20 protein-coding genes are annotated in these 21,977 nt (G+C 62.8%); 2 read left to right on the forward strand and 18 right to left on the reverse strand.

Features of this window, described 5'->3' with window-relative positions:
* Position 1 precedes the first annotated feature (1 nt).
* The 7 genes from trbJ to QMZ05_RS07785 all read right to left on the reverse strand — a co-directional run bounded on the left by trbJ (position 2) and on the right by QMZ05_RS07785 (position 7,566).
* Positions 2-754: a P-type conjugative transfer protein TrbJ gene (gene trbJ / locus QMZ05_RS07755; protein ID WP_353700259.1), complete on the reverse strand. Its 753-nt coding sequence runs from the start codon at positions 752-754 to the stop codon at positions 2-4.
* A gap of 27 nt (positions 755-781) precedes the next feature.
* Positions 782-3,367, reverse strand: a complete 2,586-nt coding sequence (gene trbE / locus QMZ05_RS07760; RefSeq protein WP_353700260.1) for a conjugal transfer protein TrbE — start codon at positions 3,365-3,367, stop codon at positions 782-784.
* Positions 3,361-3,618, reverse strand: coding sequence for a VirB3 family type IV secretion system protein (locus QMZ05_RS07765; RefSeq protein ID WP_146991418.1), 258 nt, complete (start codon positions 3,616-3,618; stop codon positions 3,361-3,363). The genes trbE and QMZ05_RS07765 overlap by 7 nt, the downstream gene beginning before the upstream one ends.
* Entirely contained in the window at positions 3,618-3,887 is a 270-nt protein-coding gene (locus QMZ05_RS07770) for a TrbC/VirB2 family protein (protein ID WP_353700261.1), read from the reverse strand. The genes QMZ05_RS07765 and QMZ05_RS07770 overlap by 1 nt, the downstream gene beginning before the upstream one ends.
* A 109-nt stretch (positions 3,888-3,996) precedes the next feature.
* Positions 3,997-4,980: a P-type conjugative transfer ATPase TrbB gene (gene trbB / locus QMZ05_RS07775; protein WP_353700301.1), complete on the reverse strand. Its 984-nt coding sequence runs from the start codon at positions 4,978-4,980 to the stop codon at positions 3,997-3,999.
* Complete coding sequence (locus tag QMZ05_RS07780; protein WP_353700262.1) at positions 4,973-5,527, reverse strand: CopG family transcriptional regulator; 555 nt, start codon at positions 5,525-5,527, stop codon at positions 4,973-4,975. Before QMZ05_RS07780 ends, trbB begins: the two co-directional genes overlap by 8 nt.
* Positions 5,528-5,538: 11 nt before the next feature.
* Entirely contained in the window at positions 5,539-7,566 is a 2,028-nt protein-coding gene (locus QMZ05_RS07785) for a conjugal transfer protein TraG (RefSeq protein ID WP_353700263.1), read from the reverse strand.
* Positions 7,567-8,125: 559 nt separating this feature from the next.
* Between QMZ05_RS07785 and QMZ05_RS07790 the strand changes: the two genes are divergently transcribed.
* On the forward strand, positions 8,126-8,791 hold the full coding sequence (locus tag QMZ05_RS07790) for a hypothetical protein (protein WP_353700264.1): 666 nt from the start codon (positions 8,126-8,128) through the stop codon (positions 8,789-8,791).
* A complete protein-coding gene (locus tag QMZ05_RS07795; protein WP_353700265.1) occupies positions 8,788-9,378 on the forward strand; it encodes an RES family NAD+ phosphorylase in 591 nt (196 codons plus the stop codon). Before QMZ05_RS07790 ends, QMZ05_RS07795 begins: the two co-directional genes overlap by 4 nt.
* Before the next feature lie 13 nt (positions 9,379-9,391).
* On the opposite strand, the gene rlxS is transcribed toward QMZ05_RS07795, so the two are convergent.
* The 11 genes from rlxS to QMZ05_RS07850 form a co-directional block, all read right to left on the reverse strand.
* Positions 9,392-11,362 carry a relaxase/mobilization nuclease RlxS gene (rlxS, locus tag QMZ05_RS07800; RefSeq protein WP_353700266.1) on the reverse strand — a complete coding sequence of 657 codons (1,971 nt, stop codon included), beginning with the start codon at positions 11,360-11,362 and terminating at the stop codon, positions 9,392-9,394.
* A 342-nt stretch (positions 11,363-11,704) separates the two neighbouring features.
* Positions 11,705-12,205 carry a S26 family signal peptidase gene (locus QMZ05_RS07805; RefSeq protein WP_353700267.1) on the reverse strand — a complete coding sequence of 167 codons (501 nt, stop codon included), beginning with the start codon at positions 12,203-12,205 and terminating at the stop codon, positions 11,705-11,707.
* 28 nt (positions 12,206-12,233) lie between these two features.
* Positions 12,234-12,455: a helix-turn-helix domain-containing protein gene (locus QMZ05_RS07810; RefSeq protein ID WP_353700268.1), complete on the reverse strand. Its 222-nt coding sequence runs from the start codon at positions 12,453-12,455 to the stop codon at positions 12,234-12,236.
* A gap of 128 nt (positions 12,456-12,583) precedes the next feature.
* Positions 12,584-13,363 (reverse strand): DUF2285 domain-containing protein, encoded by a 780-nt coding sequence (locus QMZ05_RS07815; protein ID WP_353700269.1) that lies wholly within the window; start codon positions 13,361-13,363, stop codon positions 12,584-12,586.
* 140 nt (positions 13,364-13,503) lie between these two features.
* A complete protein-coding gene (locus QMZ05_RS07820; RefSeq protein ID WP_353700270.1) occupies positions 13,504-13,827 on the reverse strand; it encodes a DUF736 family protein in 324 nt (107 codons plus the stop codon).
* A 1,045-nt stretch (positions 13,828-14,872) separates the two neighbouring features.
* Complete coding sequence (locus tag QMZ05_RS07825; protein WP_353700271.1) at positions 14,873-15,472, reverse strand: thermonuclease family protein; 600 nt, start codon at positions 15,470-15,472, stop codon at positions 14,873-14,875.
* Positions 15,473-15,966: 494 nt separating this feature from the next.
* Positions 15,967-16,941, reverse strand: coding sequence for a zincin-like metallopeptidase domain-containing protein (locus QMZ05_RS07830; protein ID WP_353700302.1), 975 nt, complete (start codon positions 16,939-16,941; stop codon positions 15,967-15,969).
* Between the two features lie 641 nt (positions 16,942-17,582).
* Entirely contained in the window at positions 17,583-18,137 is a 555-nt protein-coding gene (locus QMZ05_RS07835; protein ID WP_353700272.1) for a hypothetical protein, read from the reverse strand.
* 55 nt (positions 18,138-18,192) lie between these two features.
* A complete protein-coding gene (locus tag QMZ05_RS07840; RefSeq protein WP_353700273.1) occupies positions 18,193-18,831 on the reverse strand; it encodes an acyl-homoserine-lactone synthase in 639 nt (212 codons plus the stop codon).
* Between the two features lie 209 nt (positions 18,832-19,040).
* Positions 19,041-19,880, reverse strand: a complete 840-nt coding sequence (locus QMZ05_RS07845; RefSeq protein ID WP_353700274.1) for an autoinducer binding domain-containing protein — start codon at positions 19,878-19,880, stop codon at positions 19,041-19,043.
* Between the two features lie 67 nt (positions 19,881-19,947).
* On the reverse strand, positions 19,948-21,585 hold the full coding sequence (locus tag QMZ05_RS07850) for a carbohydrate porin (protein ID WP_353700275.1): 1,638 nt from the start codon (positions 21,583-21,585) through the stop codon (positions 19,948-19,950).
* Positions 21,586-21,977 lie beyond the last annotated feature (392 nt).

Raw genomic sequence — 21,977 nt, forward strand, 5'->3', positions numbered from 1 at the left:
CCTACTTGCCGCCAGCGTAGGCATGGTCGTCGCCAATGAAGCGGATGAACCGCTCCTTTGCGGCAGCGGCCGAAGCCTGCTGCTCGGCGGCCCGCAACGTTTCTGCGCGAGCCTGCGTTGCCATCAATGCCTGAGCCTGCAGCGACTGCTTGATCTGCAGGGCAAGAAGCTCGTTCCCCGACTGCTGAGCCTGCAGGGAGCCGACGGCAGCTGACGACCTGGCCATCAGGGTCCGCAGGGTCTGGCCGTCCTGATCCAAGCCACTGACGATGGCCGATTGAACGGTGAGTGACTGCTTCAGCCCGTCGTAACTGTTGTCCCATCGTGCAGTCGCGTCCTGAACCAATTTGTCGGACGAGATCGCCGCCGCGTATTGCCGGGGATAGAGCCGCTGAAAGTCCTGCTGCGTCGTCTGAACATCAAACGAGATGTTCTTTGCCTGACTGATCAGACCGTTCATCTGATGGATCGTCGATGTCAGCTGACCGACGACGCTGGTGGGGAGACTCGCGAGGTGCCTGGCTTGATTGAGCAGCGACTGCGCCTGGTTTTCCAGGCTCCTCACCTGATTATTGATCTGCTCAAGCGCACGCGCGGCGGTCAGGAGATTCTGGCCGTAGTTCGTAGGATCGAACACTATATCGAACGCCCCGAGCCGCCGCGACCCGTTCACGGCGATGACGAACGATAGCATCGTTGTCATGATAATCCTTACGGTTGTACCGGTGAGCATGCGGCCGAGACGTTCCATCATGAAGGACTCCAGGGATTTGTGTTGAGGTCAGACCTTGTGGGCTTGCTCGAAAGTGCTGATCAGGTTGGCGGCCCAATGCAGGCCGCGTTCGGTGAGATAGCGCTCCCCGAATTGGTGCGGCCCGGTACGGCTCAGGACCGCGTCAATGACGCGCTGGTCCGCTGGCGAGGACGCCCCCACGAAGGCAAGCGCGACTGGTCCAAGGCCAAGCTCGAACATGCGGTTGCCGGCGCGGGACTGCAGATAGTAGTCGCGCTTGGGAAAGGCTTCGGCGATCAGGCGGACCTGGGTGTCGTTCAGGCCGAAGCGTCGATAGGTCTCGGTCTGGGTCGGCTCAAGAGCACGAGAATTTGGCAGGAAGATCCTGCTCGGACAGGATTCGATGATCGCGGGGGCGATTTCGCTGTCCGCGATATCGGCAAGCGACTGCGTGGCAAAGATCACCGCCACGTTCTTCTTGCGCAGTGTCTTCAGCCACTCACGAATCCGGTTCGAGAACAACGGGTCGTCGAGGAAAACCCAGGCTTCGTCGAGCACGAGCAGGGTCGGCCGCCCATCGAAACGCGCCTCCAGGGCGTGGAAGAGATAAGTGAGCACAGGCGCGACCAAGTGCGGCAGCGCCATCAGCTCTTCCATCTCGAAGGTCACAACATCGGCGCTCGAAAGATGATCGGCATCCGCATCGAGGAAGCGGCCGTACGGTCCCTCCAGCGTATAAGGCTGGAGCGCCTGACGCAGGGCATCCCGGGCGAGCAAGGCGACGAGCCCGGTTATCGTGCGCTGGGGCACGGGCGCAGTACCGAGGCTCGTGAGCGCCGACCAGATGGTCTCCTTGAGCTCCGGCGTCATGGTCACCCGCTCATGGGCCAGCACGCCACAAAGCCAATCGAGCGCCCAAAGCCGCGGCCCCTCCTCGGCAACATCCTTCAGGGGCTGAAACGCGATGCCGCCCTTGGCCCCGAGCTCGTACCACACACCCGAGAGGGCAAGCGTTGTGGTGCGCGCGGAGCGGCCTTTGTCGAAGGTAATTAGTTGGGCATTCGGGTAGCGTCGAAACTGCAAGGCCAGCATCGAGAGCAGCACAGACTTGCCGGCGCCAGTTGGCCCGACGACGATCGAATGCCCAACATCGCCGGCATAGAGCGAGAGCCGGAACGGGGTTGCCCCTTTGGTCTTGGCGATCAGAAGCGGCGGCCCATCGAGGTGCTCGCACCGTTCGGGTCCGGCCCAGACCGCCGACAGTGGGCACATATGGGCGAGGTTCAGGGTATGTACGATGGGCTGGCGGATGTTGGCATAGGCTTGTCCCGGCAGACCACCGAGCCAGGCCTCGACCGCATTGACGCTCTCGCGGATGGTCGTGAATCCGCGGTTGTTGATCACTCGTTCGACCGCACGGATCTTCTCGTCTGCTTGATGCGAGTCCTCGTCACTTACGGTGACCGTCGTCGTGATGTAGCCGAAGGAAACCAGATCATCGCCGAGCTCGGAAAGCGCGGCGTCCGCGTCGAGCGCCTTGTTACTGGCGTCGGTATCGAGTAGCGCCGCTTGCTCGTTGAACATGACCTCTTTCAGGATCGCGGCGAGCGACTTCCGCTTTGCAAACCATTGCCGCCGGTAACGCGACAGCGCGGCATTGGCCTGGGTGCGGTCGAGCGGCAGAAATCGCGTTGCCCAGCGATAAGCAACACCAAGCCGGTTCAGTTCGTCCAGCAATCCGGGAAAGGTAATGTGCGGGAACCCAAGGACGGTCAGCGCGCGAAGATGGCTGCGCCCGATTGCCGGCGACAATCCCCCGGTCAGCGGCTCATCGCTCAAGAAACAATCGAGATAGGCCGGAATCTCGGGCACGCTGACCGGATGACGCTTGGTCGAGACACAGCTATGAAGATAGGTGAGCGTCTCCGTATCGTTGAGGGGCCAGATCTCCGGTAGGACCGACGATAGGAGATCGATTGCCCGGTCGGTTTCCTGGACGAACTGCTGGAGGTGTTCGCGATAGCCATGCTCGCTCCGCTCTGCGTTCTGGCCCTTGATCTGGGTGTCACGGATGTTGGCTTCTGCCGGTTCTTTCCCTCGCTCAGCGTCACTGACCAGAGGACCGCGACGAGCAGACCGGTTCCTTCGGACTCGCAGATCCTTCTGCCTCGGACGCTCGAGGAACAGGCTCTCGAGACGCGAGACCCTCTCGGCCGGCGGCAGGTACATCAAGGTCAGGTGCAGCACGCTCTCAAAGTGCTGCCCGCCGGGGCGTGACGGATCCTCCCATGTCGCCCCGGCGGCACCCGCAAACGCGGCGCGGCGCTCCTCGTCAACCAGCCAGGATACCGCATCCGGAAACTCGGACCGAGGATATTCCGAGGCCGGGATGCGAGTGGCGTCAAAGAAGAGTGCCCAGCCGGACCCGAAACGCTTCAGAACGTTGTTGACGCGCGACGCGACGCTCATGAGTTCGGCCTCGGTCGCGCTGTCGAGGTCCGGTCCGCGGTAGCGGATCGTGCGCTGGAAGCTACCATCCTTGTTCAGGATGACACCTGGAGCGATCAGGCAGACCCAAGGCAGCCAGTCCGCCAGCCGGTACGCATCGCCGCGGAATTCCTTCAAGTTCAGCATGCGAGCGAAGCCTTGTGCTTGGTGTGACGGATTGCGACCTCGACAAAGGCGGGATCGCGCTTGGCAAGCCAGACCGCGACGGTGTGCCCGACGACCCAGAGCACGAGGCCCGCGAGCCAGAGCCGCAGGCCAAGCGCCAGCACGGCCGACAGGGTGCCGATCAGGATGGCCGCAGAGCGCGGCGCACCACCGATCAGAATGGGCTCGGTCAACGAGCGGTGAAGCACGAGTTCGAAGCCATCCGGACGCATCAGATCAGCGCTCCACCGCCGAACGAGAAGAACGACAGGAAGAAGGAGCTCGCCGCAAACGCGATGGAGAGGCCAAAGACGACCTGGACCATCTTGCGGAAGCCACCCGAGGTGTCGCCGAAGGCAAGCGAAATGCCGGTCACCGTGATGATGATGACAGCGACGATCTTCGCGACCGGTCCCTGCACCGACTCCAGAATGCGCTCGAGCGGCGCCTCCCACGGCATGCCTGAGCCTGCCGCGCGGACGGCCGGAGCGGTGAGAACCATGTAGGCGACGCCTGCTCCAAGCTCGATGAGGAAGTGCTTGCAAGCGCGATGACAGCAGAAGCGCGCCGTTGAACCAAACAAACAAGGCATGTCGTACTCTCCGTGCGGATCAGGGACGATGGGAGGCGTTTGGGAGACCGGGCGGCGTCTCCAGGAGGTAATCGCCGGCAGGATCAAGACCCTTGAGGTCGGCGATCGCCTCGATCCGGCGCGCGGGACCCCGCCCCCTGATGAACACGACCAGGTCGATCGCCTCGGCGATGAGCCGACGCGGCACGGTGGCCACGGCTTCCTGGATCAACTGCTCGATCCGGTAGAGCGCCGCGCGCGCCGAGTTGGCGTGAACGGTAGCGATCCCACCGGGATGGCCTGTATTCCAGGCCTTCAGCATGTCGAGAGCCTCGGCGCCCCTCACCTCGCCGACAATGATGCGATCAGGACGAAGGCGAAGCGTGGAACGCACGAGATCTGCGAGGCTCGCAACGCCGGGCTTGGTGCGGAGCGTCACCACATCCTTGGCCTCGCAGCGCAGCTCGCGCGTGTCCTCGATGATGACGATTCGCTCATCGAGGCGCGCAATCTCCGCCAGGAGCGCATTGGCTAGCGTCGTCTTCCCCGATCCGGTGCCGCCCGCAACCAGGATGCTACGGCCTTCGATGACCGCTGACGCCAACACCTTGGCCATCGCGGGCGAGGCAATCTGCGCCCTGACATAATCGGACAGGAGAAACGTCGTCGTTGCAGGCTTGCGGATGGCAAAACACGGCGCGAGCGAGACCGGCGGCAGGACGCCCTCGAACCTCTCGCCCGTTTCGGGAAGCTCGGCCGAGATGATCGGGTACGATGCACTTGCCTCGGCCCGGACATGACTCGCGACCAAACGGATGATCCGCTCCGACTCCTGCGGCGTCAGAATGACACCGGTATCAGCCCGTCCCGCGCGGTGCCGCTCGAGCCACAGCCTGCCATCGGGGTTGACGATCACCTCGACAACTTCGGCCTCCTCCAGGGCCAGCGCGATCGCCGGCCCCAACGCGGTCCGCAACATGCCGCGGCGGCGCTCGCGGGTTTCGGGCGAGAGAAGGTCAGACATGGCCGGCCTCCTCTCGCCCAGCCGGAGATGGCCCCGGCTGCTGACCTGCCGCATGGTGCTGGCGGGATTCGGTCAAACTCTGTCCCTCACCGCCGCCGAGCGGCGCGCCCTCCTCCAGATGCCGCATGAACAGGTCCGGATTTGACGTCGAGACCTGTTCCATGACGTCGGCCACCAGCCGGCCGCCGGAAGCGATACGCTTGCCGACTTGCGCGACGAACATCTCGAACCGCTCGCGCCCTAACGCGCGAGCGGCGTCCTGGTCTCCGGTGGGCAACGGCGGCGTGATTGTCAGGTAGTAGCGAACGAAGAGCGCGATGGTTTCCGCCATGATCGAGAGATCACGCTCCGCTCGATCAAGCAGCCGGTTCATGCGGTCAAGCCTGCGCAGAAGGGCTGCGTCACCGCTCGCGTCCCGTTCCGGATTGAGGAAACGATCAAGGGCGGCGTCGACGATGGCCGACTTGTTGGTGCCGGGCCGTCTGGCTGCCAGTTCGAGCCGCTGCGCCACGCTGTCGGAGACATAGGCGGACAGTTTTGGTTTCATTGGGAGTGCCCTCAGAATGCGGGAAGAAGATCGTCGTCATCGCGCGTGACCGCGTGCGCGCTGCGGATGGTGCCGGAGGCGCTTGCCGCGCGTTGCATCTGGTTGCGATCTGCCGCGACATCTGCCTCGTCGTCGAGCAGCCGCTCCTCGGCAAACCGCGCCGCCTCGGCTCGAGGATCGGCTTCCTCAAACAGCGGTAGCTGCTGTCTGAGCCCGCCCTCCTCCGTCGATGCCTGCATGAGGTCTCGGTACGGAAGCGTTGCCAATCGAAGATCAACGGCCCGGATCTGGCGATCCCAGTCGTTGGGACGCGGTGCCGGACGGTCGCGGCATTCACCGGCATCGAGGCGCGGCGACGGATGCAAGCGCGTTACAAAATTCGCATCCTCATAGTGCCTGAGCTTGCGAGCCCGAACCGGCGCCAGCCCCGAGACGAGCACAATGGCCTGGTCGGATGGCAACTGCATCACTTCGCCCGGAGTGAGCAGCGGCCGGGCGGTTTCCTGGCGGCTCACCATGACATGGCCAAGCCAGGGGGCGAGCCGGTGACCGGCATAGTTCCTTTGAGCCCGTAGCTCGGTCGCGGTGCCGAGTGCATCCGAAATGCGCTTGGCGGTGCGCTCATCATTTGCCGCAAAGGCGATGCGGACGTGGCAATTGTCCAGGATCGCGTTGTTCTCGCCATAGGCCTTTGCGATCTGGTTCAGCGATTGGGCGATCAGATAGGCGCGGATGCCGTAACCGGCCATGAAGGCGAGCGCGCTTTCGAAGAAGTCGAGTCTCCCGAGAGCCGGAAACTCATCCAGCATCAGGAGAAGTTGGCGATGCTTCGCCTCGCCTGCCTTGATGTTCAAGGACTCGGTCAACCGGCGGCCGATCTGATTGAGGATCAGCCGGATCAGCGGCTTGGTGCGACTGATGTCTGACGGCGGCACGACCAGATACAGCGTGACCGGCTTATCCGCCGTGACGAGGTCGGCGATGCGCCAGTCGCAGCTCTCGGTATTGCGGCTCACAACCGGATCGCGATAGAGGGCAAGGAAACTCACGGCGGTCGACAACACACCGGAACGCTCGTTATCAGATTTGTTGAGGAGCTCCCGCGCGGTGGCCGCGACGACCGGATGAACCTTGGGATCGGCCTCGGTTCCGAGGTGGTTGGTGGCCAGCATGATCCGCAGCGTCTTCTCGAAGGACTGCGCTGGATCAGCGAGGATCTCGGTAACGCGGGTCAGCGTCTTTTGTTGCTCTGAATAGAGTACATGAAGGATGACGCCGACCAGCAGCGAGTGGCTGGTCTTCTCCCAGTGGCTTCGGCGCTCCAGTGCCCCTTCCGGGTCGACCAGGATATCGGCAATGTTCTGGACATCGCGGACTTCGGCCACACCCTTGCGGACCTCCAGCAATGGATTGTAGCGCGCGCTTGCTGGATCGGTCGGATTGAAGAGCAGGCAATGCGAGAAGGTCGAGCGCCAGCCGGAGGTCAGCTCCCAGTTTTCGCCCTTGATATCATGCACGACCGCGGATGAAGTCCAGGACAGCAACGTCGGAAGCACGAGCCCCACGCCCTTGCCCGACCGGGTCGGCGCGAAGCACATGACGTGCTCGGGTCCGTCGTGACGCAGATAGTGATCTTCAAAACGTCCGAGAAACACACCCTTGCCTGCGAACAGACCCGCAGCGCGGATTTCCTTCACCTTTGCCCAACGCGCGGAGCCGTAGGTCGTGACCAGCTGGTTTTGCCGCGCCCGCCACACCGAATTGACGATTGCAAACAGCGCGCCCGCAATGCCGCCAACCGCCGCGATGGCCCCGCCCTCCTCAAATATCTCGGGCGCGTAGGCCTCATATGCGAACCACCATTCGAACAATCGCCAGGGCAGATAGACCGGATAGCCGCCAATGGCGAACCACGGTGCACCAAGCCGCGCCTGAAATCCGAGCGCTGTCGCCGTCCATTGCGTCGCTCCCCATGTCGATGCAACGACGATGCCGAAGACGACCGCGATCTGGCCGACATAGATTTTTGCCGGAAACATTTTCCGCCTCACTCGACGCGCGCAACGAGCGCGGCGAGATGAAAAGCGGGATGGCGGCTCGCATTCAACCTGAATAAAAATCGTCGCCGGCAACGAGATCCGGCTCGATCATATCCATCGAAGTGAAATCGTTGCTGCGGCAGTCTCAGCGTGGTTGAGGAAGCGCCTCAATTGAAGGTGAACGGCACGATCAAACTTGATCACCGGTCCGGCCTCGCCCCGGATAGCTCGTCGCACGGCCTGCCCCGAGGTGACGAAACGAATCGAACGAGGCCGCTCACGCCTTCACATCGATGGTCGCATCGACTGCCGGCCCGAAAGGGCCGCGCGTCGGCCCGCGTCGGCCAAAGCATCGCTGCGCGACGGACTGCCCAACTCGCCATCGATCTTGCAATGCGGGCGCGTGCGGAGATTGGCGGCCCTATTCTCCGCATGATTTGCGGGAATTCCGCCGGAAATTCATCACAAGCCAATCAAAACTACCATAATACCCAAATCAAGCTTTGTCAAAGTTGACAAAGTTGCACACGCGCCCAATATTCAGGTTGGAGTTCAGCTCATGTCCAAGGCACAGTCAAAGCCCTCCGGTACCGAGGATCTGTCCGTCCATGAGGACGGCGTGATGATGGTACTTAAGCAGAAGCCCGGCGCTTTGAAGAGCCTGGAGCTTCCCGCCGATGCGCAGGTCGCGATTGTCTCCAAAAGCGCGACCGCGCTGCAGAAGGTGCGTGAGCGAAACAAGCAATTGACGGGTCAGGCGTTCCGGTTCTTCTCCGAAGCCGCAAAGAAAGCTGCTGTCGTCAATAAGGACGCGTTCACGCCCGATGCCCGCGCGCTCGCCGTTCTTGAAGGCGTCCGTATTGCGCAGGAGGATCTTCGGCGATCTGGCGGCGCGTATGATCTGGAGCAGGTCAGAACGCTCCTGCGGGGAATCTCCCGGCAGGCCGTCGACAAGCGCGTGCAGGAAGGCAGCCTCCTTGCCGTTCCCGGTCCCAGTAACCACCGGAGCTTTCCGACCTTCCAGTTCAACGTCGACGGCACCGTCGTCGAGGGACTCAAGTCGGTTCAGGACGCCCTGCCAACTAACAACCCCTGGACCGTTCTGAATTTCCTGGCTCAGCCAGACGATCGGTTGGGCGGCCGCAAGCCGATCGACCTGCTCCGGGAAGGCAAGGTTGAACTTGTGGTCGAGGCCGCCCGGCGAATGGCTCAGCAAGGCGCGTGACCGCTCCACTGCCGCCCGGCGATCTCGATCGCCGCCGTCCTCGCCCGGTCCGGCTACGGCGAGGTACGGTCGTACATCGGTTCTACACGGCCGAGTACGACCCGATCTTTTTCGACACCTCGCGTCTTGGCCGGCTGAACGCTCCCGACGGAAGCTACGGCGTTCTCTATGCAGCTCGAGAGCCTTTTGGCGCATTCGCAGAGACGTTCCTCCGCGTGCCGGGACGGACCCTGCTCGATACCGGCCTGCTCCGTCGCAAGGCCTACGCGCGTCTCGAGATTACAGAAGATCTGGCGCTGATCAGACTGGCCGGTCCCTCACTCGCCATTCTCGGCGCGACCGCCGAGGTGGTCCATGGCGGATTGCCCTACGACGCGCCGCAGGCCTGGTCGAAGGCGCTCTTCGACCATCCGCTCAGTCCCGACGGCATCGCCTACTACGCCCGCCACGACGACGAAGGCCTTTGCTATGCGCTGTTTGATCGCGCACGCAGCTCGGTCAGAGAAATCGATCGACAGACCAACCTCGATCAGGACTGGTTCTGGCGGCTTGCGCAGCGATACAGGGTCGGACTCGCACCGGGCTGACGGGAGGCTCGGGCTAGCGGCCAATGCCCCGCTTCATTCCGATTGACCAGGAAATGCCCGCTCCGCCAACGCTGCCGCTGACGAATTGTCCACGCGCGCGTTCCAGAACCGGCCGCCAGGGCACCAGGACAAATTCGCGCGACTGCTCGATCAGCGCGTATCGCCCGCTATTGAGCGTCAGCATCCGCTTGTAGACTCCGCCGAGGTTGTCGCCCGCCCTGACGTTGCGATATTCGAGCCCGGTGCGAGCCGAAATGCCCGCCGCGGTTCCCGCCAGCTCGCGCTCCTCAAGGGCGCGCAGCATGTTCCGCGCAAAACGCATCCGCCCTCCTTCCTCTCGTGCGAGCCCCTGTTCGATCAGCCATTGCCGTCTCGCCCGCAATGCCGTCTCGACCTCCGCTCCGAAGCCGGTTGACGCGAGGCCGCCCGTTTCCTTTCCGAGGAGCTTGCGATCGAGCCAGGTCGCACCGACCGCTTGCGGCAGCTCTTCGAGCCTTTGCCATGACAGCACCGCGACGCGGAATGGATTGCGCGCGCGCTGGAGTTCTTCGTACCGAAGCGCCCGATCGAGATAGTCCTCGCCGACCTTCCAGCCGTCATCGGCAAGGCGGCTCACCATCCCTTGCCGACGCATTGCCTCCAGTCGCCGGACGTGGGTTCCGATATATTCACCCGATGCCTGGGGATCGAGCTCCCGGTGCAGGCGCTCGCTGTAAAGGCCGTCATTGGAAGCGGACACTTCAGCGATGGTCCGGTCGATCTGGCGAGCCTCCGCGGAACGCGGCCTAAGCTCCAAAATCGTGCTCCGCGCGGGCAGCTCTTCGTTAGCCCCGAGAACGCCGACCTCGGCATAGTGTGTCCGCCCGTCGACCCCATCGATCACCACATAGCGACGCTCCGTCAGCTCATCCGCAAACCCTTCGCCGACGACCCGTCCGATCAGGCGCTCACTGTCACGCTGTGGATCGAAGATCGCATAGCTGCCTGACGCCCGCGAGATTCCCGCCGCGGTCAGCTCGCGATGCATGGTCTTGATGATGTCGCCACGCTCGCCCATGCGCCTGAGCTTCGGTTCGAGCTCGGCGTCAAGACGCCAGCGGCCGGGCTTGTCTTCTGCCGCCAATCCCATCCGCTCGAGCGTCCGTAGCCGGCCCATCCGCATCGTGTGCCAGACCGGATCGCGCGCGGCCTGTGCAACGAGCTCAAGAACGCCATCCCGGGCGTCACGCAGGATACCCCGGTCAGGCCGCGTGAACCGCTCGGCTGTTACCTCCCGTTGAAGCTTGCGTGCGGCCTCGATCTCGGTTTCGGGACCGAGCTCACGGGTGACAAGGTCCGCAGCGCGCGCCCTAAGGCCGTGGGCAATGTAGTCCCGTGCGATGACGAGGTCGTGCCCCGCATCATCCCTGCCGCGCAGCACGACATGGCTATGCGGGTGCCCCGTATTGAAATGATCCGCCGCGACCCAGTCGAGCCTGGTGTCGAGGTCATTCTCCATCTGCCGCATCAGATCACGGATGAATGGTTTTAGGTCGGAGAGCTCGGCGCTATCCTCGGGTGCCACGATGAAGCGAAACTGATGGCGGTCGCCGGCGCTGCGTTCAGTAAACGCTTTGCCGTCGGCCCGGTCGTTCCCCACGTCGTAAAGTTCTCCGGGCTCGCCTTCTCGCGTCACGCCGTCGCGTTGCACGTAGCGCAGATGCGCCCGGACGGCGCCCGTATCGCCGGCCTTGATGCGTACGATCCGTGCCTTGATCACGACCCGGCGCCGCCCCTTGCTCCGGCCTCGCCCGGCAAGCACCGCACCTTGCGCGTAACCGCGGCCGATGCGGCCGCCCGAGAAATTCGACCCGCGATCGACTCTTGGACCGGCGCGTTCTGCGGCCTGGCGAACACTTCGGAGATATCCGGTCGGCTTTCTGGCCTTGCGGTTGCCGATCCGGCCGAGCTTGGGTTTGAGTTCGTCGTCATCGACGTCATGCATGTCGCGAGCTCCCGGCTGAGAAGACCGCGGATATGTGAAGCCGGTGGGCGATCGCCAAGTCGCAGACGCGAACGGTGAGCACTTGCACCGCCTTGAAGCGCCATTGGCGACATCGCGTCGCTCCGTATCGCCAACTCCTGGATGTGCAGACAAGGGCTTGGAGCTCGTCGAGCGCCAGTGCTTTAATCTTGCTCTCCCGTTCTGCTCTTTCGGCCCCTGGACCTCAATGGACAGGCTCTTCCGGTTGCCGAAGCCGTGATCAACGATCGCGTGGGATGGAAGCGCACATAAGCGATGCGCGCTCCCTTCCGGGAGCGCGCACAATCGGCATTGCATGCCGCATCAGTTGTCAGGATTCCACGTCCAGATGGGACGCGCCACGCCCAGAATATTGCATCTGAGCACCGGTCCGAAGTAGCGCGAGTCGAACGAATTCGGATGCGCTTGTAGCAGGAAGAACTCCCCCTCGATCAGCCTCATGCAGCCTTTCCATGCCGGCAGCGCTCGGCCATCTCTGCCCTTCTCGAAGGTCTCGGCGACCACCTTTCCGTTGATGGCAATTGTTCCGTTGGGCTCATCCGAGCGACACACTTCGTCGCCGCCGGCTGCGGCAATCTGCTTGATGAGCGGCACGGAGGGCGGCAAGAGGCCACGCGCAACCAGCATCAACTCGACCAGCGCAGGCGGCTCGATCACCGCCATCTCGCCGCGCTCGGGCAGGCGATTTTCCAGGCGATAGAACCCGAGCGGCGCACTGCCCGACCCGTTGTAGAGGACGAGCGGCGCATGTGGCGCCGACGCGACGATGGTCGCGACTATCGACACGGAAATGACCGCAAGCACGGCGGCCCTTGTGCGCAAGCGCCGCGATCTAGCGATCATCGGAGGTCGACTTTCGCTTGCTGGCCTTCGAATAGTCGACGAGGTCTTCGATGTCGTAACGGACGTAGCGTCCATGCTTGCGATAGTTGGGCCCTGTGCCCTGGACCCGCATCTTTTCAAGCGTGTTCTTGGTCAGCCGCAGCCAGGCGGCCGCCTCTGTCGTGTTCAGAAATGGAGAGTCGGACTCTTTCTTCTCGCCTTCCGTCATCATCGACGTTTCCCTGTCATGCCCGCAAAATGCGAGAGCGAGAGGAAACCTCGTCAAGGACGAATGCTCATGGAAGTGTCGAAGATGGCCCGGGAAATTGTCGCCACCCCACAAGGGGAAGCGCGGTCCGGTCAGGCGAGAAGTTCGCGATAGCCACCGCTCATCAGTTCCTGGCCCTTGGCAACCAGACGGCGGGTGCGGTCTTTCAGGAACTGGCTCGTCCCGCTCCATTCGTCGGCGACGCGTTGCTCGCCGAAGATCGCGATCGCTATCTGGCGATAGGTCTTGCCTGCCATGCTTTCATCGAGCGCGATCAGCGCATGATAAAGGCGCTCATCATTGGCGAATGGCGAGCGTCCGGTGCGAGCCGTCTCGGGCCTTTCGAAGCGCTGCAGGGTCCTGAGCCGCTCGGTCTGGCTGTTGAGATCGTCGAGCCCGTCGAGCTCGAACACCAGGCGGGACGGCCGGGTCAGGACCCCGACATCGTGAAGTTCAACGGCTACGTTCATGCCCTGCCCCTTCAGCATCACCACGGCAATCCCGTTGGCACCGATGGTCACCGAACGGTCAACCTTGAACGCTGCAAGCGGTGAGGTTCGACCGCCACTGACGCCATCGGATGGCCTGCAGCGGGCGCGAACCGGGCGGCGGTTGGCGGATGGCAGCCAGAAGACCGGAGCAGCCCGGGCCGGAGCACGGGGATCGGCAAAGGCGCAGAGCCCCCATCGTTCGGCGTGCGGATAGCGCCGCCGCAGGCGCAGCAGCCTCGTGCCGTCGGACAAAGTGATGCAAGGAAGATGCCTTGGCACCGAGGCGCGCCAACCCTTGGCATAGTCCGGGTTGCGGCGGAGGAATTCCCAGGCCCAGTCGCTTGAATCATAGGCATCCATTGCATCGCGGCCGCCCGCCACGCCTGCGTTCGGCCATGGGCCACTGAAGCCTTGTCGATCCAAGCGCAGCCCCCGGGCGAGTCGTCTGCGACGATGGTCGAAAGCGATTGCGGCGCCAAGGTGGCCTCCGCGCTGGGGGCGCGGAGGCCATGAGGCTTGCGTCAGTCCGCCGGGTTCCAGATCAGCGCAAAGACGTTCTCGTCGTCCTGGCCGGCGGCGCGACCGAGGTTGGCGTAGAGCTTGCGCGGTCCGAACTCGGGCGCGGCCAGCGACAGGCTGACGTAGTCCTTGCGGCTGTTTTCTCCGCGGCGGATCCAGCCCGCGCCGATCTCGACACCCTGGGTGACGACCCGGAAGTCCGGGTGAGTATCCGCGGCCTTGTCGCGGTTGGGCACGATCTCGATGTCGGCCCGGATGGACACGGTCTTGAGCTGCCCCTTGTAGCCGCCATTCTCGGTCTTGGTGACGTATCCGATCGCAGTCATGGTTTGTCTCCTTTGATGCCGCAGAGGCCGATCCCCTGCGATGGCGAGACCGTGATGGGAAACGAACCGCCGCCGAACCCGTCAGGGGCGAAGCGCAGCGGCGCACCCGAGTGAACGAGTTTTTTGAAAGCGAAGCGGCCGCGAGGAGCCGCAACCGCAAGGGAGCGGCGGGCAAAAAAAGGAGATGGCGAGGGTTTCGGACGGCGGAGCGCTTCCCATAGGTCGTCACGCCCGCAAGCAGCAGATCGTCCCTTCAAGGCTCAAGGAGCGCAGCCATGACTGTGCCGGATGGTCCGGATCGGCGCCCGGTCTCAAGGGTAAGATCCCATCCAACGGACGAGCATCAGCAGCGTGCCCAACCGCGGCAAGACCGCGGACACACGCAGGCTCCGCGTCGTCATCCTGGGTCTCGGAATCGGCGCAGGGCTAAATCCGCACGAGGGGAAGCGACCGCAAGGACTATGTGGGCTCGCCACAGCCTCCGCCCGAGCGTGCCGGACGCACGCCTGACAGCCTTCCGTGACGGTGGTCGCTGACGAGTTCGCATTGCGCTCCTGGTGTCGGCCGGTCGCGAGCATCCGCCCGTGCAGCACGCGTGAGACGCTTGTACTGCCTACTCGTCATGCAACCGCAACGCTCGAACGACCGCGTTAACCCAACACGGTATCAATTTTGCTAGTATCGGATTAGCTTGATGATGCGTGCGCCACTTGCGGTGCTCGCGAACGCGTCAGGCCAACACAAAACCGAGAGGACGACATGGCTAAGAAAGCGAAAAAGGCAAAGACCGCGAAGGCAACCAAGAAGGTCGCCAAGAAGACCAAGAAGATGAAGAAGTAAGCGCGGCTTTCCGCGCTTCAAGCTGCCGCGGCATCGCGTCGATGTCGGCGCCGGATGCATCAAAGGATGCTCCCCCGGCAAATGACGCGGCGACGATCAGACCGGCCCCATGTGCACATGGCCCAAGAGCCCTCTGGATTGATGCACATGGGTCCGGTTTTTTTGGTCCCGTCTCTCGCCGCCGTCAGCCGCTTCAGCCATCACGTTAATGCGCTTCCAACGGCCGCATGCCTTGTCGTGTCCCACTGTTCGCGCCGCTGGAACAGGCACCCGGACGGCCTCCAGCTGTGATGCATTGACGGTAGCGCCAGGGCTCGACAAATCGTCCGCTCCACATGCCGGTCTGTTTCGCGCGCGCCTCGGCCTCGGCGGCCGCATAGTCGCCCTTGCTGTAGCGCGGCCAGTCGATCGCAAGCCCGCCGCGCACCAGCCAGTCGGCAAGGTCGACCTTGCCGGCGGAGCAAACCGCGACCGTCCGCCCGTATTGGTCGCGGTCGACCTCGACGCAGGCTACCGTCTGCCTGCCAATGAAGGCGGCAAGCGCATTCGATGCGATCTGCCCGCAGCGATAGCGCTCGCCGTGTCGGTTATGGCACAGCTGATCGTGTTCAGGGGCATCGATCCCGAAGAGGCGCACGCGCGTCGCACGAATTTCGATGGTGTCGCCGTCGATCACGCTCGCCTGCCCGGTCGCGTCGCCGGCGCGGGCGGGGCCCGCCAGCGTGGCGGCGGTAAACAGCAGGATGAGCGCTCGGCCGAGAGCCGGCCGCCGCCCGGACGTCCGGTTCGGCCAATTGAATGCCACGGTCGCAATCGTCTGGAAACGCCGGTCCCCACCTGACTGGGCCACGTCCTACGGTGAGCCAACGGTCAGCGAGGAAACCACCCGCGCCAACACCATGACGGTGGCGGCGAGCGTCGTCCCTCCGACCAGAACGTGCGCGATACACCGCCCTACCATGGCACTGCCGTCAACAAATACGCTGAATGCATTTTGCATGGGCCGGCTCCGTCACTTGCTCCGAAGGGTCGAGCCCGACTCTTAATCTGAGTCGCACCACCGCCGCCTCAGGCTTATTTCTTGGGCCGTTAGGGTTTGATTCACGACTCGGAGACTCCGGCAAACGGCCGCGGCGGAGGCCGCCGCAGCCCAATCGGCGGCCTCAGCCGCCGGTCTTGTTCCGTCCCTCGCCGTTCAGGCAGTCGCGGATGATTCGCTGCACCCTGGCGGTTTCCGACGAATCGGCAGCAGCGACCTCCCGTCCCAGCGGGCGGCTTGCGCCCGTTGCGAGGGGACGGCTATGCGTCCGGGCTGTGCTGCGCTTGATCGTCTGCGTTCTCTGAAACCGGTGCGCGGAAGGCCAGCAGAAAGTCGGCGGCTTTTGAGGCCTGGCTTGCGGCACGAAAGATCGCGCGGTTGTCGGCGCGCAGCACGTCGATCCAGCTGCCGATATAGTCGGCATGCCGTACTGTCGGCACGATAGACAGCGACGCGCAGACAAATGCGGTTGTCACCTCGGCGACCAGCTCCTCGGCGGCATACAGCGTCGACCCGAAGGCGCCGCTCTGATCGCGGTTCAGCCGGCGATGGTGACCGGTCCAGTGTCCGAGTTCGTGAAACAGCGTGCGGTAGTAGTTGATCTGGTCGAAGAAGGCCGATTGCGGCGGCAGACAGACCACGTCCTCGCGCGGGGCATAGAACGCCTCCTCGCCGCCATGACGGATATCGGCGAGCGTTGCGCGCGCGAGCGCTTCCGCCTCGGGCACGATCTGGGGCTCGGGCAATGCGGGAGCGGACGCAATGCAGCGATCGGAAAGCCCTTCGCATTGCGCCACGTTGAACACGATGTAGCGGCGCAGAAACGGGACTGCGTCGGCTTCGTGCCGGTCGTCTTGCGCTGCCGCCGGATCGGTCGGTTCAGATCGGCGATCCTTCGGAATGAACTTGTCGGCGTAACAGACCCCGACACCACGCTCGCCCTTACGCACGGTTCCGCCCATGGCGGTCGCCTGCCGGAATGTAAGCCAACGCTGCGAGGCAAAGCCCTGATCGAACAGCTGTGCCCACAGGATCAGGATGTTGATCCCGGAATAGGTCCGGCCGGTCGCGGCGTTGCGCGGCAATCCAAGCCGGGCATCGCTCGAGCCCGCCGCCCAAGGCTGCGCCCAGGGAAAAGTCCCTGCCTCCAGATCGGCGATGATCCGCGCGGTGACTTCTTCATAGAGGCTCGGCTTCGCCTTGCTGGCGTGATTGCGCGTAAAACGCCTGGACATGATGATCTCCGTTCGTCCTTCTTCCACGCCCTGCCCCCGGAAGGCGGGGTGGGCGGCGAAGAGCGGACGGAAAGCCCCGAACTCAGGCGGCGGGCAGCACCGGAACGGCCGGAGCGGCAGCGGAGGACCGCGCCATGCAAGCACTCGTCTCGGACTGCCTTGAAATGGCGCGGTTGCGGCCTGCCGGTTCGGGGCTACACGGGAGCGCCGCCCACCCCGCCGTCCGCGGGCTACAAAATGCGCCGGGCGCATGCGGCCGGCTCGCCAAGAAGCGCTTGTGACGGCGTAGCGACCTCGGTCGACCATTGCGCTCGATGCCCTCTGAAGCGCCCGGTCGCCACGTCGAGCGCGCACGAAGTTCGCGCCAGGGATCGACGCCAAAGGCCGAGACCGCGGACGGGCTCGGTTCACGAGAGCCCGCCCCGCAAGCCTGGTTGCTTGCGGGCGTCGCCAGCCTCAATGCCAATAGGCTCCTGGTGCCCTTCCAAAACACCTCTTCCAAACGATGATGCTCCCATCCTGCAGGCCATCTGCGCAAAGAGCGGATCTTGCCTCTTACGAGAGTGCTGACGTCACGTTGATCGCGCGGCGATTTGACGGGGACGCGAGTCCATCGCGGCATCGTCCGGCTGGCGGATGCACTAGGACAGCTCGGTCCTTGGATCGATCAGAAGCTGCTGCACGTTCTGCCTTGCGATCGGACAACCAAGGCATACCGCCCATTCAAGCAGGGTCTGGCGGAGCGTCGTTGTCAGAATTCCGTGCAGCGCAAGACGATCGAGCACAAGCTGGCGGTCCGCCTCCCGGCGCGCCATGGAGAGATCGGCAAGTATTCGTACGTCGTAACCGAGCTTTGCGCCCTCGAGCGCGGCGATGAGCACGTCCTCCTCCAGCCACGCTCCCCCCAAAAATAGCAGACTGGTATTCGAGGTTGTCAGGCTCGCGATAAACCGCGCATCGTGCCACAGCTCCAGAGGATCCGCGTCAGGTATCGTGACAACACCAGGCAACTGGCCGGCCCACGAAGGCTCGTGCTCTCCGACGAGGTTGAGCGTAATGCTGAACACCTGAAACACCGCGGGCAGGAGTGCAAGGCTCTCCTGTCGGTCTACAGCGCGGTCGATCGATATTGTCCCGGGTCTGGTACGCCCGGGATTGATCAGGATCAGACGACTGCGCCGCGGATCTGCCAGCATCGCATTGATCCAAGAAATGCACCGGATCGCCCATTGAAGGCAGAACGTATCTAGGTCACGCGGCTGCGAGAGGCAGCGGCTCCTCCCTGAGCACGGGCCCTTCAACGGTTGCCTGTCTGTACATTGCAGCGAGTGCCGCATCGGAATTGTGCAGCAAGCCCGCCAATGCCATGGTTTGGCCAATCCTCTGCGGCGTCGAGATCCGCTCCAGCGGCCATCCAGCGCGCCGAAGAATTCGTTCCATGCGCATGTCGGTGACGGTCACGATCGCATCGGCTTGGGCGGCCCGCATCCCCTCGATCATGGCCGCAAAGAGCAAGAAAGTCGTGCGATTGAGCCCGCTCCCTGTCGACTCGGCAGCGCGAGCGGTGTCGACGCAAAACCGCGAGCTCTCCAGGACCTGGTCACTTCGCGGCGCCGGCTGGCTTCCCAGCAAGGAAGGAAACGTATCGGCCAACATGGTGGGCCCCGTGGTCGGCAGCAGCCGAACGGATGCCACGACGTCCCGGTCTTCGGTCGTAATCAGAAGATAGGTCGGGTTGAGAGCATCATAGATGTCCATTTCGAACTCGCCCGATACAGACACAGTCCAATCGAGCCGATCCTTGAACACCCGCCGGCGAAGACGAAACATCGCCGCGAGTAGATCGAGATGCCGCCCGAATTGATGATGACGGAGAGCAACGACATGCATGGTGACCTCCTGATTGATAACAGGAGGTCACAGAACCAGAGGTATACAGACCATGCGCCTGTCGAATCTTGCAGGTCGAAAGCCGATCCAATGGAAGCCAACGCCACTTTTAGCAAAGATAAGCCCAAGCTCAGCAATCGAGGACACCTCTTCAGCAGACGAGAGGTCTGCTTAGATGTGGGTTGTTATTCCAACCGCTCGCAATGAACTCAGGGCAACAATCCCCGGCGCAGCGCTTCGCCGACGCACTGGGCGATTGTGGCGGCATCCAGCTTGCGCCGGGCGTTCTCGAGATGGAATACGACCGTGCGGCGCGATATCTGAACAAGTACGGCGATATCCGCGACAGTCTTGCCTTGTGCGACCCAGGCAAGACATTGGCGCTCGCGCTGGGTAAGAACGCTGCTGCCCTGCGTTGGCCTTCGCAGTCGGGCGACCGCGTGGGTGTGAAAATAGAGGCCTACAAGGTGAACTGCGAGCTTCGCATCGATGACCAGTCGACTTGTCGAGGCAACCGGCTCGTCAGTTGCGAGAGTGAACGCTGCCATCCGTCCAAAGCCGCCTTTGATCGGGACGGTGACGCCGGATCTGATACCGAACGTCATGGCCTCATCGAAGAAGTTGCGCTGTTGCCTTGTTCCCGCGGGCTTCGGTGCACCGTCCCCCCAGCAGAAAACATCGTTTTCGTGACGAGCCCGACGCACAACGGGATCAAGCTGTTGATAGCCGAGCTCAAAGTATCGGCTGGTCCAGGCCTTCGGATAGGAGGAAACGAGCGTGGGCGCCTGGTTCGCGATCTGCAGATAGGCGAACCATCGGAATCCGAGGCGCCGGGTCACGCGCCTTGCGACACTTTCGAACCCTTGTTCGTCGTCTGCCGTCCAGATTGCATCGACGAACTCCTGAAATGACCGGTTCACTGCTTTTATCATCGAGCCATCGGCCAGCCGGCCATAAGGAGAAACACGAAGCGTGCCACAGGACCAAACGAGCTGCTTTCGCCCTCCGGCGCCGCAAGCAGCGGCCCACACCCCGGCCTGCTCCAGCAATGGATGCGTTCTCCATCGATTGGATCGCGACCCGACGATCCAATCGATGGCTTCAGGTGACGCGCTGCTACATGTTTACGAGCAGGGATGCGAGCACATTGAGAGAGGGCCCCTCGGTCTTGAAGTACGCCAGGCTTGGATGATCCGTATAGCCTACCCCGATGGTTCCCCAGAGACCGGGCATGAGATGCGCAGTGTATGTCGCGGTGACTGAATTGGAGGTCCGCGCCGCAAACGCTCCGGTAAGGCGTGAGAATTGGTTGGTCGCGTCCGCCAGATAATGGCTGACGACGTTTCGAGCCGTGACGACCGAGAACATGTCGGTTGGGCGGCTGTCAAACGGTCCGATCCAGTACGCTCGGCCCTCATAATATTGAGAGATGCCCGTCGTCTCGGGTGGCGCGTACATGAACGACATGCCCGCATAGATGCCGCGGTGCGCCGTCAGCGGTGACGACGGATCCTGTTGCCATAGTTGCCGATCGGCCAGGACGGTCACGCCGACATTGCCAGCATGTGTTGCGAACGGATTGCCCGGAAGATGTGAAAAGTCGCGGAAGGTCGAATTGTTGTAGAGGACGTCAAGCCGCAACCAGGTTTGCGGGTTTCCGGGGCTCGCCGGCCGCTTGTAGCCGATCTCGTCAATGAACAGCTCCCCGGTTCCCCTCGGTCCGCTCCAGTTGAACCCTGAAGGGTTCGTCAGTGTTTCGTCGAACACTACATTGCCCGTGACACTGTTGATCGGGAGACTGCGTTGCACGGCGGCTTGATTATAGATCGTATCGGTGATGTGCCAGGTCGTTCTGAAGCTTGGAGTCGGCACAATCGAGAGCCCCAGCTGCACCGGAATTGAGCCGCTTGGACCGAATGTACTGGCCAGATTCGAACCGACGAAAGTCCCCATGAACTCGGTGGTGTTGGTTACGTAACCGAACTTGATCTCGAGCCGCTTGTCGAACAGCGTTTGATACCAGGCCAGCTGATAGAGCTGGAGAGTGTTGGGAAGGTATCCGACATCGTTACCCGTGCTGTATAGCCCGGCCACCATCAATTGCCCGTCGGGCACGCCCCAGCGGCTCAGATCGTAGGTCAGCCAGGCGATCGTCTCATTAATGTAGCTTGGACGCTGACCGAGATAGGTCTGGTTTCCCGCACACAGTGCACCGGTCGCCTGGGAGTAGCGAGAACAGGGCGGGAAGTAGCCTGGCACATGTCGCGGCGTGTCCAGCATATTGCTTTCAAAGATGCCGAGGTCGTAGACCTGCAGGCCAAAGCCTGCTGACGCCAGTGCCGACCGCCAACCGCCATCGTCGCGCAGAAGCGAGTCGGCATAGGAGGGAAACGGTATGTTCCAGCCCTTTACCCCATAGCGTCTGTTCAGCTCGTTCAACTGCTCGCGCTGACGCATCGCGTCGGCGATCTTCGGATCAGGGTTTCGTGCGACGGGCGATTTGATTTGCGGCGATGCGCGCTTCGTATCATCGACCGTTCTCCCCTTTGGACCAACGGCCTTTTGCTTGTGAGTGACTGATGCAACCTCCTTTGCATTTGGCTCTGCGGACCCTGCACGAGCCGACGCGTCATTGACGGCAAGCAACGCCAGGCCCAGGCAACCCGAGCGAACCACTCTCCGCCAATATAGACGGAGATCGCTCCCGTTGACCGTTCCTTCCGTTCGAGTACTGACGATGCGTTCTGGATGCATTCTCTCCTCCCCTTGACAATGTTTTTGTCGTTTTCCTGTAAAGCCTCGCAGCGCCCGGAAATCATCAGGATGGGTCGCTCTGCCTCGCAGACAAAGGCGCAGCTATCCTCGCCAGCGGAATCACCGTTGGTGATTTGGTCGTTTTCTATTGGCTGCTTGATTGCAACGTGATCCGTGACGACGGCGCCCTCGCCGGCAATCACGTCATGCTGCAGGCACTACTTGTGCTTATGCCGCCTTGCTTCCCACCCCGATCGCGATCTCGACCGGAGATTGCCCACGCTACACCGAATGCACCGCAGATCAGGTCCCGGCCTTCGGCATACCGCCATTGTTCCCCCGCTGGTCAATCCATTGATCGTCCTTCCTCAGCCTGACTTGCCGTCTTCGTT

The organism is Bradyrhizobium sp. INPA03-11B (assembly GCF_040446015.1).
Lineage (GTDB): Bacteria > Pseudomonadota > Alphaproteobacteria > Rhizobiales > Xanthobacteraceae > Bradyrhizobium > Bradyrhizobium macuxiense_A.

Excerpts from the sequence above, each read along its gene's own strand:
- trbJ (WP_353700259.1), bottom strand. The coding sequence starts at position 754 with ATGATGGAACGTCTCGGCCGCATGCTCACCGGTACAACCGTAAGGATT.
- trbE (WP_353700260.1), bottom strand. The coding sequence starts at position 3,367 with ATGCTGAACTTGAAGGAATTCCGCGGCGATGCGTACCGGCTGGCGGAC.
- QMZ05_RS07765 (WP_146991418.1), bottom strand. The coding sequence starts at position 3,618 with ATGCGTCCGGATGGCTTCGAACTCGTGCTTCACCGCTCGTTGACCGAG.
- QMZ05_RS07770 (WP_353700261.1), bottom strand. The coding sequence starts at position 3,887 with ATGGTTCTCACCGCTCCGGCCGTCCGCGCGGCAGGCTCAGGCATGCCG.
- trbB (WP_353700301.1), bottom strand. The coding sequence starts at position 4,980 with ATGTCTGACCTTCTCTCGCCCGAAACCCGCGAGCGCCGCCGCGGCATG.
- QMZ05_RS07780 (WP_353700262.1), bottom strand. The coding sequence starts at position 5,527 with ATGAAACCAAAACTGTCCGCCTATGTCTCCGACAGCGTGGCGCAGCGG.
- QMZ05_RS07785 (WP_353700263.1), bottom strand. The coding sequence starts at position 7,566 with ATGTTTCCGGCAAAAATCTATGTCGGCCAGATCGCGGTCGTCTTCGGC.
- QMZ05_RS07790 (WP_353700264.1), top strand. The coding sequence starts at position 8,126 with ATGTCCAAGGCACAGTCAAAGCCCTCCGGTACCGAGGATCTGTCCGTC.
- rlxS (WP_353700266.1), bottom strand. The coding sequence starts at position 11,362 with ATGCATGACGTCGATGACGACGAACTCAAACCCAAGCTCGGCCGGATC.
- QMZ05_RS07810 (WP_353700268.1), bottom strand. The coding sequence starts at position 12,455 with ATGATGACGGAAGGCGAGAAGAAAGAGTCCGACTCTCCATTTCTGAAC.
- QMZ05_RS07820 (WP_353700270.1), bottom strand. The coding sequence starts at position 13,827 with ATGACTGCGATCGGATACGTCACCAAGACCGAGAATGGCGGCTACAAG.
- QMZ05_RS07830 (WP_353700302.1), bottom strand. The coding sequence starts at position 16,941 with ATGTCCAGGCGTTTTACGCGCAATCACGCCAGCAAGGCGAAGCCGAGC.
- QMZ05_RS07835 (WP_353700272.1), bottom strand. The coding sequence starts at position 18,137 with ATGCTGGCAGATCCGCGGCGCAGTCGTCTGATCCTGATCAATCCCGGG.
- QMZ05_RS07840 (WP_353700273.1), bottom strand. The coding sequence starts at position 18,831 with ATGCATGTCGTTGCTCTCCGTCATCATCAATTCGGGCGGCATCTCGAT.
- QMZ05_RS07850 (WP_353700275.1), bottom strand. The coding sequence starts at position 21,585 with ATGCATCCAGAACGCATCGTCAGTACTCGAACGGAAGGAACGGTCAAC.